The sequence below is a fragment of the Desulfogranum japonicum DSM 18378 genome (assembly GCF_000429945.1).
GTDB classification, from domain to species: domain Bacteria; phylum Desulfobacterota; class Desulfobulbia; order Desulfobulbales; family Desulfobulbaceae; genus Desulfogranum; species Desulfogranum japonicum.
Window position 1 is genome coordinate 210,223 of sequence record NZ_AUCV01000003.1, and the last position, 17,123, is coordinate 227,345.

General features: G+C 45.5%; 11 protein-coding genes and 1 pseudogene. 7 read left to right on the forward strand and 5 right to left on the reverse strand.

What is annotated here, in order from left to right:
• Window positions 1–21 precede the first annotated feature (21 nt).
• Entirely contained in the window at window positions 22–2,478 is a 2,457-nt protein-coding gene (locus tag G493_RS0104185) for a hypothetical protein (protein WP_028579374.1), read from the reverse strand.
• 507 nt (window positions 2,479–2,985) lie between these two features.
• Between G493_RS0104185 and G493_RS0104190 the strand changes: the two genes are divergently transcribed.
• From G493_RS0104190 to G493_RS0104215, 5 genes are all read left to right on the forward strand, one after another.
• Window positions 2,986–4,797 carry an ATP-binding protein gene (locus G493_RS0104190; RefSeq protein WP_028579375.1) on the forward strand — a complete coding sequence of 604 codons (1,812 nt, stop codon included), beginning with the start codon at window positions 2,986–2,988 and terminating at the stop codon, window positions 4,795–4,797.
• 154 nt (window positions 4,798–4,951) lie between these two features.
• On the forward strand, window positions 4,952–5,323 hold the full coding sequence (locus G493_RS0104195; RefSeq protein ID WP_028579376.1) for a response regulator: 372 nt from the start codon (window positions 4,952–4,954) through the stop codon (window positions 5,321–5,323).
• A 75-nt stretch (window positions 5,324–5,398) separates the two neighbouring features.
• Window positions 5,399–5,866 carry a chemotaxis protein CheX gene (locus G493_RS0104200; protein WP_028579377.1) on the forward strand — a complete coding sequence of 156 codons (468 nt, stop codon included), beginning with the start codon at window positions 5,399–5,401 and terminating at the stop codon, window positions 5,864–5,866.
• 2 nt (window positions 5,867–5,868) lie between these two features.
• On the forward strand, window positions 5,869–6,366 hold the full coding sequence (locus G493_RS0104205) for a chemotaxis protein CheX (RefSeq protein ID WP_051308999.1): 498 nt from the start codon (window positions 5,869–5,871) through the stop codon (window positions 6,364–6,366).
• Window positions 6,367–6,918: 552 nt separating this feature from the next.
• Window positions 6,919–8,775, forward strand: coding sequence for a hypothetical protein (locus tag G493_RS0104215; protein ID WP_028579380.1), 1,857 nt, complete (start codon window positions 6,919–6,921; stop codon window positions 8,773–8,775).
• A 40-nt stretch (window positions 8,776–8,815) separates the two neighbouring features.
• Here G493_RS0104215 and G493_RS34615 read toward each other — a convergent pair.
• A pseudogene (locus tag G493_RS34615) lies at window positions 8,816–9,853 on the reverse strand (sigma-54 interaction domain-containing protein); the annotation flags it as partial.
• Window positions 9,854–9,884: 31 nt separating this feature from the next.
• Window positions 9,885–10,376 (reverse strand): cyclic nucleotide-binding domain-containing protein, encoded by a 492-nt coding sequence (locus tag G493_RS0104225; RefSeq protein WP_232363711.1) that lies wholly within the window; start codon window positions 10,374–10,376, stop codon window positions 9,885–9,887.
• A 331-nt stretch (window positions 10,377–10,707) separates the two neighbouring features.
• Between G493_RS0104225 and G493_RS0104230 the strand changes: the two genes are divergently transcribed.
• Window positions 10,708–11,133: a thermonuclease family protein gene (locus tag G493_RS0104230; RefSeq protein ID WP_161629788.1), complete on the forward strand. Its 426-nt coding sequence runs from the start codon at window positions 10,708–10,710 to the stop codon at window positions 11,131–11,133.
• A gap of 162 nt (window positions 11,134–11,295) precedes the next feature.
• On the opposite strand, the gene G493_RS0104235 is transcribed toward G493_RS0104230, so the two are convergent.
• Together G493_RS0104235 and ftsH are read right to left on the reverse strand one after the other, a co-directional pair.
• The gene (locus tag G493_RS0104235) at window positions 11,296–12,783 is read right to left on the reverse strand and encodes a multiheme c-type cytochrome (RefSeq protein ID WP_028579384.1); all 1,488 of its coding nucleotides are present in this window, start codon (window positions 12,781–12,783) and stop codon (window positions 11,296–11,298) included.
• Window positions 12,746–14,536, reverse strand: coding sequence for an ATP-dependent zinc metalloprotease FtsH (gene ftsH, locus G493_RS0104240; RefSeq protein WP_028579385.1), 1,791 nt, complete (start codon window positions 14,534–14,536; stop codon window positions 12,746–12,748). Before ftsH ends, G493_RS0104235 begins: the two co-directional genes overlap by 38 nt.
• A gap of 1,381 nt (window positions 14,537–15,917) precedes the next feature.
• Here ftsH and nrfD point away from each other — a divergent pair.
• Window positions 15,918–17,111: an NrfD/PsrC family molybdoenzyme membrane anchor subunit gene (nrfD, locus tag G493_RS0104250; RefSeq protein WP_028579386.1), complete on the forward strand. Its 1,194-nt coding sequence runs from the start codon at window positions 15,918–15,920 to the stop codon at window positions 17,109–17,111.
• Window positions 17,112–17,123 lie beyond the last annotated feature (12 nt).

The following is a 17,123-nucleotide window of genomic DNA, read 5'->3' on the forward strand; positions in this document are numbered from 1 at the left end:
TTGGCTGCTGGTAGACGGTTATTACTTCTTTTTAAGCTGCATGATCGCCACTTCCTCAATTGCAAGTTTTTTCCATAAGGGGCTTGTTCCTGTTTCGGCAATTTCCTGAAACATTTTTAGAGCTTCTTCCCGCTTGCCGTCAGCCTGGGCAATTTGTGCCAGGCGGAATCTGGCCTGATCGTTCTGTTCTTCACCGTTTACGACCAGAAGAAAAAAAATTTCAGCTGCTTGTGGTTGGCCACTCTGGTAGTAGGCTTCTGCAAGCATAAAGGCTTTTGCTCTATCTGTTTCCACTTGCGAGGAGAGAGAGGTTTCCGTTAAGCCATGAATAACTTCAGGCCACCTTCCAAGATTAAAGTAAACCTGCACGGCGTAATCTTCTATTTCATCGGATGTTGGCCTGTTGTCCGTGTCGAGCAGTGCCTCAGCCTGTGTTGCTTTCCCCTGGGAAACCAGCGCCTTGAGTTGGAGAAGAAATACCGGAGGCCGCAGAGCGGAGTTGGGGTAGCGAAAGCTGAATCTGTCAGCGTAGTCTTCAATGGTTTTGTACTGACCGTCGAAGTAGAGTGATTGCAGCAGGGGCAGGTAAACCTGTTCCTGCTCAGAGCCTGAGGATACATCAAAGAGATACTGGTAGGTTCTTGCAGCCCGGTCAAAAAAACCGAGGTTTGTATAGGCTGTTGCGAGATTATAGAGCATATTTCTCGAGATCCAGCCGCGGATAAACAGGTTTCGATTCTGCTGGGCAAGGACCAGTGCGTCGGTATAGCGTTTATGAGCAACCTGATCTGCAATAACATCTTCCAGTTGTTGAATAATCAGTGCCTGGGCTTCTGTTTTCAGATTGCCGGCCTGGAATTCACGAAGAAGGCGCATACACTGGTGTATACTCAATTCTTTATTTCCCTCAAGGTGATTGACAAGTGCTGTTTTGAAATACGCCTCTTCACGCAGAGCCACCGTATTGGCAACGCTGCCCAGTTGTGTGAATTTTGAAATTGTTTCTTCAGAACCGGCCGTTGTGTTCAGGTAATCCAGGTCAGCCTGCTTCATGGTGGCACGGTACCCTCCTTCTGTGTCTGCAAATGCCTCGCGAAGTTGCTGAAGTGAGTTTTCCGTTTCTTTCAGAGAGGTTCCATTATGCATCCTGCTCATAATCAGGCGGAAAAGCACCAGGTCGTGCTGGGGTTTTTCGTCAAGTAGCTCACTGAGTCTGACATATGCCGCAACAGCTTGTTTGTATTTTTTTTGATTATATAGCAGGTCGCTGAATTTACTGAGAGATTCAGGGTATTCATTTATGATGTCAGATTGCTCATTGAGCTGTAGATAGGATACCAGCGCCTTGATTTTCTGGTCTTGGATATAGCGTATGTCACCCAGTCGCATCCTTCTGATCGCATTCGCTCTGGTGTAAAAGGCGATATCGTCTCTGGTGAGTAACTTTTGAGCCTCGTCAGGTCTGCCGATATCCATGGCTGCTTCTCCCAGCAGCAACGTGAAATAAGAGGCATAGGGGGTGGTTTTTGCCAGTGGCGCTATGGCTTGTTCCAGTTCGTAAAACCCCAGAAAATCCGGTTCATGTATGTTGCGTAAATACACAAAGAGAAAATTGGCCAGGTCTGCCATGGCTGTATCAGGATGACGCTGTATGATCTGTTGCAGCAGGGTGTGAGGATTTCGATATTCACCGGAGCGTACCAGTGATTCCGCATAGGTGAAAAGCAGCAGGTCCCTTTTATGTTCATCTTTTTCAGTTGCCAGTCGTTCTCGCAGTAACTGGAGTACCTGACCCCACTGGCCTTGTCCGGCCAGTTGAATTACAGGTGCAGGCAACCATTCTTCCACGAGCATTTCATCTTTGATCGCACTGTACAGTGGAAATGGCGGTAAGGTAAAAGTTATTGGGGGGGAAATGGATATGGACGTTTCATAGTTCTGGAAAAATGACCGCCAATCATTTGCATATGGAGAGACATTCACAGGATTGGTGTAATCAATACTGTTTCTGTCCAGTTGCGTGATCCCCTGGAGTTTGTCCGACAAATCTGGGTACATTGATGAAAATTCGTTTCCCAGGACTATATCAAGCATCAGGGAAGCAGGTTCCTGTCGTGTGTTTTCCCTCACTGATTGTGGTTTGTAACGAAAAAACAGTGAAAAAATAGTTTGTTCGCCTTTTTGTTTAATCAGCATTCTGATAAGGCGATCATCAGGAGGAAATGGGGTGACATTCTTTGATACTATTGTGTTGTCTAAAATCAGGTCGATTCGTTTTTCCCTCTGATCCAATTTGTATTCAGGCATGGTGGTGAACCGAAAATAGATCTGGAGGCTGGTGTTTTCATCGGTCCTGTGAATGGATTCGATCAGATGGGCAGCACTGCATATACTGGTCTGAAACACTATCAGCATAGAGCAGAGAAGTATGATGCGCGTTTGTTTTTGAGGTATCTGCATGGGTATAAAGTGTATCATGTCATATTTTATGCAATAAATATTCCCGTTTTTACATGGCGGTTGATGCCTGAGAAGATGCTAATTTTTACAACAAAAATTACATGATTAACAATATGATCGTGTACGATTTTCTGACAGTGTTGACATGTTTCGTTTTGGTGTGTCGAATTATTGTCTTGGGAAAGATCTGGTAAAGAACAGAGAAATAATTGAATTTTATTCTTTCCTCACCGTATAATCATCACATCAGGAGAGTCAAACATGACCGGGAAGGTGAAAATTTTCCAGGATGAATATGTCTGCTCTCATTACTCGCGCCTCTCCGTACATGGTCTTTAAACAACCCTATTTTTGCGCTATGCGTAAAATATTATCCTCGAAGGTAAGCGTAGACTCCGATATCAACCATATGACTTCGATACATTGTATCGCATGCCCCGGAATCTACGCTTTCCTATACCTGAGCAAAGATCCTCATTTACGGACAGGCACTAACTCTGAATAGGTACAACAGTAGAATATAGGATGGTTATACGGAACAGGGCCGCCTTACCTCTCAATATGCAAGGCATACATAGCCAGGCGTATCAGCTGGAACCGTTTGTTCTTGCTCTCAAAGAAGATCCGGAACGACATGAACTTGAGGAGAAAGTTGTCCAGGATTGTCGTTACTTGATATCTACCCTGCATGCAGTCGCCCGGGAGCATGGTCTGGTTTATCTCCTGTATATGGCAGATTCTTTCGAGTATGTCTTCAATCTGGTGGATACTGGGAAAATTATACTGAATCTGGTTCATCTCGGTTTCGTGGTTGAGCTGTGTCATGTACTGGTGGCAAATAGCAAATCCATCGCTGATTTTGAAAATGATGCCCAGCTGGAGAAAGTATGCAAAAAGCTTGCTTTTGAACTATTGCGCACCGTACCGAGAGAAGACAGCAGAGAAAAAGACGGTCAAAAAGGGCAGGGCGGCCTTGACGTGTCTGGCGGAAATGCTTCATTCCTGTCTGAGATTACAGCCATGCTGGATACTGTAGAGCAGGAACTGGTATTGTGGGATTATATTGCTTTGGATTTATCCCGTGTGGATATATTGGCTGGTCTTTTTGGTCGTTTAGACAGCCATTTTTCCCTTTATGGTTTTCCGGAAGCAGCAAGAATTTGTCAATGTGTAGAAGCTACTTTAAAACGATTTACTCAAGGGGAACATTTTTATGGTGAGTATCCCGAACGTGTATTGATTCGTACACTGGATGCCTTGAGGACAGGCGTTGATCAGTTAACTGTCTGGGAACACAACGATATTCAGGATGCTGAAAAGCATTTGCAGGCCATACAGGGGCTTATGCATAAACCGATCGGCGAGTTACTCGTTCAGGCCGGTCTGGTTGCTCAGGAGAGTGTCGATGAAGCGCTGGAGTTGCAGAAGCAGGAAATTTTGCAGGACAGGCCACGTCGTCTGGGTGAACTGCTTATAGATATGGGGATTGTTTCCGAAGATGAGTTGAATCATGTTCTCGGTAAACAGCTCGAAATCAAGAATCAATTATCATTCATTGAAACAGAATCCGATGGGAAACGGCTCTCTGCTCTATCCGTTGGCATACAGGAAGAGGACCTGCAACTCCAGATTCCCTCGACCGTGGCAACACCTCTGTTTTCTTTAACGACGCAACTATGGAACCATTATTCTACTGACAGTCAGGCTCCGGACGCATTATTGCAACTGAAACAATTGTGCGAGAAATTGTGCAAGGCCCAGCCCGACCAGATTGTTCAGAGGCTTAAGCAGGCAGCACACGACCTTGCTGTACTCCATGGAAAACGCATTCATTTTGTCGTTCGCGGGGCAGATCTGGACATGGATCGAATGGTATTGTATCACTCGTTTCCTCTTATCTGCGAACTGCTTGCCAACAGTATCGAGCATGGGATTGAGTCTGAGAAGGAGCGGATATCTCAGGGTAAGGATATAACCGGCCAGGTGGCGTTGTCTTTTCTTAATCAGGCCAATGAACTCTGGATCAGTGTGGAAGATGACGGATCTGGGTTGCTGTTGGATGCCATACAGGATGTTGCCCGTAAACACCTTGACCGGAAAAGCATTGATGGATGTCTGGCCTCTGGAAATGGTGCGGCGGATTTGATTTTTTACCAGGGAGTAACCACTGCTTCAGCCTCTGGAAGAGGCAATGGTTTGCTTGGAGCCAGGGATAGCGTGGAGAAAATAGGAGGACATATCAAGGTGCTGAGCCGGCAGGGGAAAGGGACCAAAATAACATTACAGTTGCCTTTTTACCGGGGTAAGATGCAGCCTGATGTAAAAAATCATTCTTGAACAAGAAAATTTGATTTCTTTCATTCTCTATTGATATGATACAACTAATGAAACGAAGGATTTCAACTCGTTGATCTCTAACCGATTACATACAAACAACATTACTACAAATACGAAGTCGCATAAGTATACAACCCTTTAGGAGGTATGAAGGATGGCAAAGAATGTTCTGCTCGTTGATGATTCCAGCACCATGCGTAAAATAATCAGCCGCTCTCTGAGACAGGCTGGACTGGAGTTCGGCGATATCTTTGAGGCTAGTGATGGAGCAGAAGCCCTTGACGTTCTGGAAAAAGAGTCCGTTGATATCGTTCTGAGTGATATTAATATGCCCAATATGAACGGCATTGAATTTCTTCGTGAAAAAGCTAGTCGCGATGCCATTAAAGATATACCTGTTTTCATGATCTCCACTGAGACCGGGGATGATATTATCGGAGAGGCTAAGAGTCTGGGGGCGGTAGGAGCTCTGAAAAAACCGTTTACCCCGGACAAGGTCAATGAAGTACTTGGCCCTCTTATGTAATAGAGGTACCGGTATCCAAGAATATGATTCCGGTCGACTTGGTCCAGTTGGCCGGACAATCCAGGAGGTAAGCGGGTGAGCAACTTTGATGGCGTTACTGAGCAGTTAATTGATTCAACCATTGAAATATTTACCGGCATGGTCATGATGGAGGTCGCCCCGACTGGGCAAGTGATGAACAGAATGAATCCTCTCAAGGATTCCATTACCGGTATGGTCGGCCTGGCAGGAATCCACAAGGGCCTTTTGGCGGTACATCTTCCCAAAGCAGTGGCCACAGCAATTACTAGTAACTTTCTAGGTATTGAAGTGGATGCGATTACTGAAGACGTTGAAGATGCCATTGGTGAAATTGCCAATATGCTGGGTGGTAATCTCAAGTCGATCCTTTCTGATAAAGGCAAGGATATCCAGCTTTCTTTGCCTTCAACCATCTCCGGAGATGAATATAACTTTGCCTCTCAGGCTGATGTTGATACGCTTATTCTCGAATTTAAAGCACCTGAAGGTGAGTTTTATGTAGAAGTCGAACTGGAGGCATGAAAATGCAAACAGATGCGTCATGTAATGAGCATGTTTTACAAGAAAACTGCACGCAGTACCTGATAGCTGCAACCCAGGATGTCTTTGCCAGCATGATATTTATGGATATAGAACCAGGTGAGCCGTTAACTGGCAGTGATATTCGATTTCAGACAAGCTTGAGCAGTATGATAGGGCTGGCAGGAGACCTGCGGGGACTTGTCGCGGTACACTGCACAAGAGAGGCTGCGCTGGGTATCACATCATCCATGCTTGGGATGGATGTGGAAGAATTGGATGACGACGTCAAGGATGCCATTGGTGAAATCGCAAACATGGTGGCTGGTGGAATGAAAGTCAGCCTTGCTGATCATAATGTAAAAATTGATCTGGCTATACCTTCAACAGCTGTGGGGAAATCCATACGGGTGAGTTCTCTAAGTAAAGGCAACAGAGTTCTTGTTCCTTTTACAACCTCTGCCGGTACGTTTGGAGTTGAATTGCAATATATCTTTGCTTAACCCCCCCCTCAGTTTACTCGGTCTTTTTAGGAGGTTTTTTTAACTTGCTGAAATAGCATCGTTTGTAGGGGCATGATCTTATTGTTCACTACAACGGCATATCCGGTTCCTTCAATCCCATTGCACGATATATTTCCAGGAAATTCAGGCTGGCTTCCTTTATATTTTCCCGTGAGGATACATCGCAGGCGCCTTATGCCACTTCCAGGCGCCTGCGATGAAACCTGTAGCGAATCCCCTTGCTCCCACGGGCCTGTCAATGTATGTTTCCTTGCATGACTTTGTCATATTTCTTCAACCTGCCGGAAGTCTTTTCGGCATTCTTTCTGTGTAAAGATTATTGGGAAATCTGCCGAAAAAAATAAGAGAGATTCTTTAAAAAAAGGATAACTGTGGGGTATGGCAAAGTTGAGGAAACATGAGGTAACGCTCTATTTATTTGCACAAAGCTTCTGCATGTCTTACGTTTGAAATGTATGCTCTGTCTGTTGTCGTCGTAACCTGATTTTCAGTCCAATAGAACTAAAAAATTCCGGATAGCTGACCAATTTCATGAAAGCCCGAGAAAGACTAGATAAAATAATCAACTCCTGTCAAAAGCGAATTCAGGATGAGGTGTCTGCGCTTTTGGGAAAAGAGATTATCATCGGGCAACCAGTGACAGCGGTACACGACAAGGAGGCTTGTTTTGATGAAGTGATCGGTAAAACAGTTGTTGCTCATCTGCAATTTGAGGGTGAAATTGAGGGGCAGGGAGCGATCATGGTTTCCATTCAGGATGCCATTCGTGTTGGTGGAACCCTGATCATGCTGCCTGAATCAGAATTACAACTGGCCATAACCGATGAAAACTATTCAGAAGAGTTGCAAGACTCCTATGGAGAGATAGCCAATATTATTTCAGGCTCACTTACTTCAGCATTCGAAGAGCAGTTTCCCAAGAGTTTCAGGATTGTACGTACAGAGCAGGAGGTTTTGACTCCTACCAAGGTAGACATTGATTCAGAGCAACCTTTTCCCCCTGCTCAGTATCATCATACGACCTTTTCCATGTCCATGGCAGGAAACGCTATGGGAAATCTGCATTTGGTATTGGCGGCAGCGCCACTTGGCCTGGCAGATGCTGTTGCAGACGATTTACCAGAGCAGGAGGAGGCTGTACCAGAAGAACCTGCGGCACAGCCCCTTGAATCCGAGGCTTCTCCTGCTGAAGAGCCCGTATCAGAGGAAAAGGAAGAAGCGCCACAAAAAACAACGGCTGAACCCACTGCTGCGACTACCCCTAAACCCAAATCTCCAAAAGACCTTCAGAAGCAAAAGAAACTTATTGATGGTTTGCTCAAACTGTGTGCTGATAAGGTAGGTGAAGAAGTTACAGCCCTTGTCGGCGATCAGTTAAAACTCAATAACGTTACCCATAATATCTATACTAAAGAGGAGGTGCTGGAAATTCCCCAGGGGAAACAAGCCCTGACCAGAATGGATATCCGTGGTGACAAGACAGGGGAAGCATACCTGCTTGTGAATGTTTCATCGGCAATTTTTATGGGGGGATCGCTGATCATGCTCCCTGAACAGGAGCTTGATGAAACTGTTCGAAATGAGGTTTTTGGTGATGATGCTCAGGACGCGTTTGGGGAAATAGCCAATATTATCGCAGGGGTATATACATCTGTATTTGAGGAGCAGTATCGGAAAAAGATAGGTTTTGTCAAGACAACGATGGAAACCCTTATTCCTGTTAAGGTTGATCCTGATTCCGACGATATAATGCCTAACCAGCTCTACTATGCAACGAGTGGTGAGGTGGTCTTTGCCGAAAAGGAAATGGGAACCTACGTGGCAGTTTTTCCAGCTGTAGCGTTCGATCTGGAAGGCCTGGCTGCAGCTGATGAAGAGGAAGTAAAGAAAGAGGCTAAAAAAGCACCTTCTGTTCCAGAGACTCCTGCCACAGAAAAGTCGGTTTCACAGGAAAAAGTTGAGGCAACAGGTGGTACCACGGGGCCCGCGCAACCAGCCCAACCACTCCGCCAGCCTGATATACCACCCGATATATTGATATTCAGCGATGATCCGGAAGAGGGGCGTAACCTGACAACCTGTCTCTCACAACTTGGATATCATCCCAGAGAGTTGGCCTATAAAAGTTCGGTAACAGGCAACCTGAATACTCATATCAGACTGGTCTTCATCATCATGAAAGAGGTGAGTGAGCAGGGATTTGGTGTTGCTATTAAGGTGAGCAGTGCCGGCTATCAGGTACCTTTGATTGTTGCAGGACCAGCCTGGACAAGGACATTGGTTATCAAGGCCGTAAAGTACGGGGCTGACGATATTTTGGTAACGCCAAGCATGCTTGAGGATGTTCAGGCAAAGGTAGAAATGAATTTGGGTAAAATAGCGGCTTGATACCTGTCCGAGGTCAGTTTTCCTGGCTCCAACTGGCCTGAAGCTCTTTTTTCTTTATTTTTTCCAGCAATGTTGTGCGTTTCAGGTTGAGTATACGCGCAGCTTCCTTCTTGTTTCCCTGGGTCATTTTCAGCGCCTGAACAATGAGTTGGGTCTCAAAATCGTTTACCATGGCGTTAAAATCAATACCTTCTTCCGGCCACATATCTTGAACCTGGGACCCTGAAGCTGGAGAAAACAACGGGAGTTGTTCCGGAGTGGCTGTCATTGAATCCTGGGCCTCACCGTTTTTGGGAGAAGCATTTAGATTGTTACCTGCAACCGCTTCTTCACTTCGATATTTTTCAGGCAGGTCATTGTAACCGACCCGTTGCCCGCTATATAAAATTGTCATATGCTGGACAAGGTTCTCCAGCTCTCGTACGTTACCTCTCCAGTAGAGATTTGTGAGCGTCTGCATAGCAGCCAGGTCAAAGCCCTGCAGTTTTTTGGATCGCTTTTTTCCCAGGCTGTGAATGAAATAATCAACCAGCAGGGGAATGTCTTCTTTACGTTCCCGAAGCGGTGGTATGGAAACCGGAATAACACTGAGGCGGTAGTAAAGGTCTTCTCTGAATTTTCCGTCTGTAACCATTTCCTCAAGATTTCTATGTGTGGCAGCGATTACACGCACATCCACAGGAACTGGCTTTAATGCACCGACCGGTTCAAATTCCCTTTCCTGCAAGACTCGCAGCAGCTTGGCCTGTAGGGTGGGTTTCATGTCGCCAATTTCATCTAGAAATAGAGAACCGCCATTGGCATATTCTATTCTTCCTATTTTTGAAGCGGTGGCACCTGTAAAAGCGCCCTTGGTGTGTCCAAACAGCTCGCTTTCAAGAAGATCCTCGGGAATAGCGGCACAGTTAACAGGGACAAAGTTATTTTTCCCGCGGGGACTGTGATTGTGGATTGCCTTGGCGACCAGCTCTTTTCCGGTACCAGACTCACCTTGAATGAGTACTGTGCTTAAATCATCTTCAGCGAGTTTTGCGATGAGATGAAACAAGCTTTGCATACAGTCACTTCGACCAATGATGCCGTAAAATGAATCCGTTGCCATAAGATGATCAGATTGGTGTTATATCGGCGAGTTTACTGGTGGTTCGCCTCATGTTCAAACTGAGGAGCCGCATAATTTTCTTCAATAAGGTTACACCTAATGCTGGATATTGCTTGGTAAGAATATCAAAACCTTTTTTGGTGAGGATAATAACCACAGTGGGTTGCCTGGCAACAACACTGGCCGACCTGGGAGATTTATCGATGATTGCCATTTCCCCAATGGTATTGCCTTTCCCAAGCCTGGCTACGACACGATAATCCCCAGTGTTTGTTTTTTTGAGGACATCGAGTAATCCCCGTACGACAAAACACATATAATCCCCTTTCTCTCCCTCTGTGAAAAGGTAATTTCCTCGCATAATTTCCATATAATTCATATGTTTGGAAAGTGTATCCAGCTCATCCATTTTAAAAGAATCAAAGAGGGGCAGAGTTAAAATGAGATCTCTGGTTTTTTCTTCGTTCTCGGTCAGGGGCTGGTCAGCGATGAAATCCACGATATAGGATATCTCCAGATTTTGTAAGCTGAATGGAAAAAATATGAGTAGTACTCTGTTGTAGTATGTCAAATATAAATAACAGTACCACACAAATACCTGTGAAGACAAGGTGTAGAGTGAAATTGTGTCATTTTCTTGACAACGGGTTGATGTCTTTTAAGGAAAGAGGATTGTTTTGAAACAAATATCACGTAAAATTGATATGTTATCTTTTGTAAGGGTGTTCCCATTATCGGAAATGTGCTGGATAAAAACCCTGACATTTTCTTTGTTTTGCATTTTTCTTCTTACTGTCTATGCCTGCGCCGGAAGTACGGCTGGTGTTGGCATGTCAGAAGCCAAATCCTGGACAGGCAATGTGTATCAGGTTTTGGATGGCGACTCCATTCGTGTGAAAAACGGTAAAAATCGCGTGGAGGTGAGATTATACGGAATAGATGCTCCAGAATACAACCAGCCTTACGGCATTGCTGCCAAAAAGTATGTTAAAGCCAGTATACTTGGGAAAAAGGTGACTGTAACTCCAATGGATAAAGATCGCTATGGGCGCACCGTTGCCTGGGTCCAGAATGATGAGGAGAGTGTGAATGCAGGCCTGGTTCGTAACGGGTATGCCTGGGTATATGGGAAATACTGTGTAGACAAGGTGAACTGCAACAATCTCAAAAAACTGGAAAGGAAAGCGCGGAGAGCGGGCAAAGGTCTTTGGCAATCCAAGGAGTCCATACCTCCTTGGCAATGGAAACGGCGTTGAAATATATTTTTCACCGTTCACCTGCATCCTCGACCGAGTCGCCCCTCCGGCGTCTGCCTCTGGCACAATTTGACTGACACCAGGCCATTGCTCGGCTCAGTCAAATTGTGCAGATGTAGCGTCTTTACTCAGTGCGAATGGTTACAGCTTAAATGTTCCTATTCAGGGCTGCTCAGTAGTATTCACTGCCGGTAATACTGTTTCCTGAATCTGGTTGATGCCTGTTGAAGGAAACGTAGAGGGGGGCTGTGTTTTTACTGGTATTTTCGCACCATCAGAACCATTGTCATCGTGCCAGGGATCCGATTCGTATCCCAACTGCTGCCAGTTCATGTGGCTGTTTGCACCATGACAACTCATACAGTCAAGGGTCTGCTCAATGGGAACAACACCATGGTTAAGCCGGCTGTAGGTAAGTGTTGTAATGATTTCAGTTTGACCGCTGAATGGCAGACGTAGCTTGTTCATGCCCTCCTGTGCAGCTTCGTCCCAGTTGCTTGCGAGGGGATGCAGGTCACTGTTTTGCTCAAGGACCGGAGATATAAGATATCGGTATTTTTTATCGATAAACTGGGTTCCGAAAGTGACGGTGAAGGGGGTGATTTTAGATGTCATTGTCCGTTTTCCGGGTCCGAGAAGAATTACCGGCTTATCCCTTTCCACTTTTTCTCCCCGTTGGTAATACTGGTCAGCTCCATCGTCCCATAAATATACAGGTCTCAAGTTCTTTGCCATCAGTACGCCAAGGGAAGAATACAGCAAGCTGGATCTACCATCGTGTGCCTGATAAATATCTGGTGTTCCCTGTTGTAGCCAGTTCCAGCTGAGAAGAGCTGCCTCTGATTGCCCGTATGTAGGAATGTGACAGGTACCACAGGCGATAATTTCCGCATGTTCATTGAGTTGCTTTTGGATATGGGGAGTCTCTGTGTGGCATACGGCACATCCTGTTGTCTGCCTCATGCCTGGTTTTGATTTCAGAGTTCTCTGGAAGGCATGGCCCCCATCTGCCGGGTGGCAGGTATTGCACGTCAGGTTAGCTCCATCCGGTTGCAGGTGGATATCGTTTTCAATGCCACCGTGCATTTTTTCTCCTTGGGTCCGTGCATTTATACCATGACAGCTCATACAATTTTGGATGGTTGTTTTTCCGGCTTTTCTGGCAAGAACCGCGAGGTCCTGTTCGTTTTCCTGGGCACTGTTGTCGCGTGAATAGGTGCCGGTAGTATCATGGCAGATCAGGCAGTCAATATTCATTGCAGCTGTTGTATCGGAATCTTCTTCGAGTGGGGTGCTGCTGATGTGACATGTTAAACACTGGTTCGGGTTAGCTCCAGCGGCAAGCGCAAAAGCTGTAAGACCGTTTTTCTTGCTGAATTTTTTAAGCCCAGTGTCTGTCTTTCGTTGCCTTGTCCATGTCCAGTGGGAGCTATGGAGAATTTCCTCTCCCTGTTTACTGTGGCAGGAAAGACATTGGGCGGTCACCTCTGATATGGAAGCATAGGGACCGGTAAGTTGAGAATGGTCCTGTGGTGCAGCATAGGCTGGCGTGATCGCAAATACGGTGATTGGCAGCAGAATAGTGAGAGAAAATAGATTGTTTTTCATGGTGTTAGTGTTGATGTTGTTGAACAAGGTGGCTGATCTCATCTCGAGAAATGGTTTCCTTTTCCATGAGCGCCGTGGTGAGTTCGTCAAGTAATTGCCGATGTTGGGTAAGAATGGTTGTTGCGGTATTTTGTGCGCTGTCTACGAGGGCGCGTACTTCTTTGTCGATCATCAACGCTGTTTCGTCACTCATAATTTGACCAGGCTGGCCGCTAAGTGGGTCGCCTGCCTTGAAGGCAAGGGGGCCAACGGTACTGCTCATCCCCCATTCGCAGACCATTCGGCGGGCAATATCAGATACACGTTCGATATCATTGGCTGCTCCAGTGGTTATTTCCTGGAACACTACAGTTTCAGCAACTCTTCCACCAAGGAGAACACAGAGCATATTCGTCAGGTAGGTCTTGTCTTGCGAGTTACGTTCCTCTTCAGGAAGTTGCATGGTAACGCCAAGCGCTTTTCCCCTGGGGATGATAGTCACCTTATGAACAGGATCTGTGCCGGGTAACATCCACGCGACCAGTGCGTGCCCTGCTTCGTGGCAGGCGGTAATACGTTTTTCCTGTTCTGTGATAATAAGGCTGCGTCGTTCAGCCCCCATGAGCACTTTATCTTTGGCTGCTTCCAGGATATCCATAGTGATGGCCGGTTTCTTCAGGCGTGCCATGAGTAATGCAGCTTCGTTCACCATGTTTTCCAGTTGGGCTCCTGAAAAACCCGGGGTGCCCTTGGCAATGGTGTGCCAGTTGACTGTGGCATCAATTTTAGTTTTTTTGGCATGGACCTGGAGAATTTTTTCCCTGCCCCCCACATCGGGAAGGGGAACCATGACCTGCCGGTCAAAACGTCCTGGCCTGAGAAGAGCAGGGTCAAGAATGTCCTGTCTGTTGGTGGCTGCAATAACAATAACATGATCATTTTCTTCAAAACCATCCATTTCCACCAGAAGTTGGTTGAGTGTTTGTTCCCGTTCATCATTACCACCTCCTGGGCCACCAGCACTTCTGTGACGGCCCACAGCATCAATTTCATCGATAAAGATGATGCAGGGAGCTTTCTTTTTCCCTTCAGCAAAGAGATCGCGTACGCGGGATGCTCCTACCCCGACATACATTTCTACAAAGTGAGAACCGCTTATGGAAAAAAATGGAACCCCGGCTTCACCGGCAATGGCTTTTGCAAGCAGGGTTTTTCCTGTACCCGGTTCTCCGTAAAGAAGAACTCCTGTGGGAATACGAGCTCCAGCCTCGGCAAAAACTTCCGGATTTTTGAGAAAGTCGATTATTTCTGTAATTTCGTCTTTTGCCTCTTCTATACCCGCAACGTCATCCAGGGTTATTTTAGACTGTTCAGGATCTATCAGTTTTGCACGACTTTTTCCAAATGCCATGGCTCTGGGGCCACCTCCGCCGGCATTGTTGTTTCTTCTCATATATATTAGCCATACCATAATGAGCGCGAGAAAGGGAATCCATTGAAGAATGGTTTTCATGAGCCAGCTGGGTTCCTTTTTCTTTTCCACATAGGTTGCAATGTTATTTTGGACCAGTTTATCCAAAATTGGCATTTGCGGAGGGATGACGGACCGATAGGTGGTGCCATCGGAGCCTTTCCACGTGGCGACATTGTCTGTCAGGTTGATTTCCGATACAAATCCACCGTTCACTTTTTCCAGAAATGCGTTGTAGGAAACCGTGTGATAATCTGGAGTGTTCTGATTGAGAAAGTTAAAAAGAAGGAGGACCGCCAGGGCGACGATCAGCCAGATGGAAAGATTTTTATAAAGATGCTGCATCGTTTCCTCACTGGTAAAAGATAAGGTGACGGACGTGTTTCAGTTACTCAATATTTAACCCTCGTTCTCTTTGAGAATGAGGCTGGGCGCAGTTCAATCCCGTGGATAACTTAGCTCTGGCGTTCCTGCTCGCCATTTATTTACGGTTGTGATGTGGGCATGTGGTAGAACTTTGTCCCGAGGTAAATAAGATCGGCGCATTTTACGCCCCTTCTGAGGCAACTGTTCGGAGGGGTGCCACCACGTTTCCTAGAGACACGATCTCATATTATCTCGATTATACTCGATACATACCGCATTGAGCTAACACAAAAAACAGGAAACGTAAAGTGTTGAAGGCGTTGCTAATCGCCAAACAAATGATACGAATTCTGGAGAGGAACAATGATGTGAAAAGTGTTGGATGCACTGAAGGGAGAGCCTGGGGAGGGAATTCCCCTGCTGGGCCGCCACCCGGCAGGGGAAAAGCAGTCTCGTTGTATGGTTATTTGAGATTTGCTCTTTTGTTATATTTAAGCAATATTAGTGCCTTTTTGTCAGTAAGATAGGGGTTGATCGTGAAAATTGCGTGTCTTCAATGAATTATGATGTGTATTTTTGTAACCCTAAGATGGAAAGCTTACAGGGGATACGTGTTTGGTACAGCTCTATTGGGCTCGTTTTAAGTCGTTAAGTTGTTTGCTGGGCTTATTTTGCTTTTGTGTAGTATTTGTGAATTGGTGTGGGTGGGCTGATTTTTTTTGTGGCATGTGTCTGATATTTTGTGATATTAAACTTGTTCATCTTTGTCCGTTATGCGAAATAATTATTTACGGTTTTCACTAAGAGTTATTTTGGGCTTATTTTGAGTCATTAATTTATAAAAAATATTAAAATTGAGTTTTGTTTTTCTTGACACTTGGTAAGTGTATCAGCTATTAAAATATTAAGAGGTTCTCAGATGAGTGATAAATATAAATTGAATTACGTAAGGAGGTATCGGGTAGAGTTCCATGACCAGATGTGTAAAGTCTTCTTCTGAACCATGGTGTAATGCAAAACATATCATGGAACCTGGTTATGTGTTGTACGTAAGCCGGGAGCTGTTGAAGAAAAGGTCAGTTCGGGACTGGGTCGTCGTGTTTCATCCGCCAATGAATGCGATGACATTGGGTGTTGAAGCCTGTAATAGGAGGAAATTATGGAAGCTGTAGTATTTCTCGTTGTTTGGTTAGGTGGCGCTGCTCTCCATACATTGTTTGATGTAAGAGTAAGGCCCGTACTGCAATCGCTTAAAGAAGAAAGTGATTTCTATTGATCAATGCCTGTTTGTTGATCGTTTTGAGCGGTTGTTTCGTTCTTGGTTAATGATTGTAAAACTTTGTCTGGAGAGTACGATATCATGGAATCAATACTTACCAAAGTAATACCCCAGGAAGGGGGATTGGTTGGAAAGGAATCAGGCGTATATAAGGGGTTTCTGTATATATTCATGTTCGGGACCTTGCTGGGGGTTGCTTTTGGCCTGCATGCCATGTGGATCGGGCATGAGCATGCCTATGGTGTAACGCGCGAAGTTCCCTGGGGATTATTACTGGCCGCCTATGTGTTTTTTGTTGTCACTTCAACAGGGTTGTGTCTGGTTTCTTCAATTGGGCATGTCTTTGGCTATGAGGCATTTAAGCCCATTGCAAAGAGGTCTGTTTTTCTGGCTATTGCCACTATTATTTCTGGTTTTTTCGTTATTGCGTTTGAAATCGAAAATCCTTGGAGAATGGCGATTTATAATGTCATATCTCCCAACCCCACTTCCAGTATCTGGTGGATGGGAACATTGTATGGCGCTTACCTTTTTTTCATGATGGTTGAATTTGCATTGCTGCAGGCTGGAAAACACAAACTGGCCGGAGCCCTTGGTTTACTAGGGGTGATTTCAGGTGTTGCCGCCCATTCCAATCTGGGTGCTGTTTTTGGGTTGCTCAATGCCAGGGAATTCTGGCATGGGCCATATATGCCTATTTACTTTATAACCTCGGCCATGATGTCTGGCTGCGCAACGGTTATCTTTTTCCATTACCTTGGATATAAAATCAATGGCTGGAAGATGAGTAAAGAGCTCGAAAATTCTCTGTACTCCGTTGCGAAACTCGGTGCCCTTTTATATGTGGTCATCATGTTTTTTACAACCTGGAAGTTTATCTCCGGGATTTCCGGCCAACCGGCTGGAAAATATGAAGCCATTATGTCCCTTGTCAATGGCCCTTATGCTAAAAACTTCTGGATTGGAGAAGTTGCCCTTGGCCTGGTGATCCCTTTTGTTATCATTCTTGCCGTGCGTGCACGTAATCTTGCAGCTCTCGCCGTTGGCTCTGCATCCAGTATTATCGGAATTTTCTTTATGCGGTATGATCTGGTTATCGTGGGGCAGATTGTTCCAGTATTTCATGAGTACAATATCTTTGGTGCTCCGCATCTGCTGCCTTACACTCCGACGTTGCATGAATGGGTGATTACACTGTCAGGTTTTGCTTTATGTGCAGTTTTGTTCATGGTCGGTGAACGTATGTTTCGCGGTCATCTTTCCGAATCGCATTGACCCTGTAAAAGA

Bases quoted from the DNA above. Each gene is read 5' to 3' on its own strand.
- G493_RS0104185 (WP_028579374.1), bottom strand. From the start codon at position 2,478: ATGATACACTTTATACCCATGCAGATACCTCAAAAACAAACGCGCATC.
- G493_RS0104190 (WP_028579375.1), top strand. From the start codon at position 2,986: ATGGTTATACGGAACAGGGCCGCCTTACCTCTCAATATGCAAGGCATA.
- G493_RS0104195 (WP_028579376.1), top strand. From the start codon at position 4,952: ATGGCAAAGAATGTTCTGCTCGTTGATGATTCCAGCACCATGCGTAAA.
- G493_RS0104205 (WP_051308999.1), top strand. From the start codon at position 5,869: ATGCAAACAGATGCGTCATGTAATGAGCATGTTTTACAAGAAAACTGC.
- G493_RS0104215 (WP_028579380.1), top strand. From the start codon at position 6,919: ATGAAAGCCCGAGAAAGACTAGATAAAATAATCAACTCCTGTCAAAAG.
- G493_RS0104230 (WP_161629788.1), top strand. From the start codon at position 10,708: ATGTCAGAAGCCAAATCCTGGACAGGCAATGTGTATCAGGTTTTGGAT.
- G493_RS0104235 (WP_028579384.1), bottom strand. From the start codon at position 12,783: ATGAGATCAGCCACCTTGTTCAACAACATCAACACTAACACCATGAAA.
- ftsH (WP_028579385.1), bottom strand. From the start codon at position 14,536: ATGCAGCATCTTTATAAAAATCTTTCCATCTGGCTGATCGTCGCCCTG.
- nrfD (WP_028579386.1), top strand. From the start codon at position 15,918: ATGGAATCAATACTTACCAAAGTAATACCCCAGGAAGGGGGATTGGTT.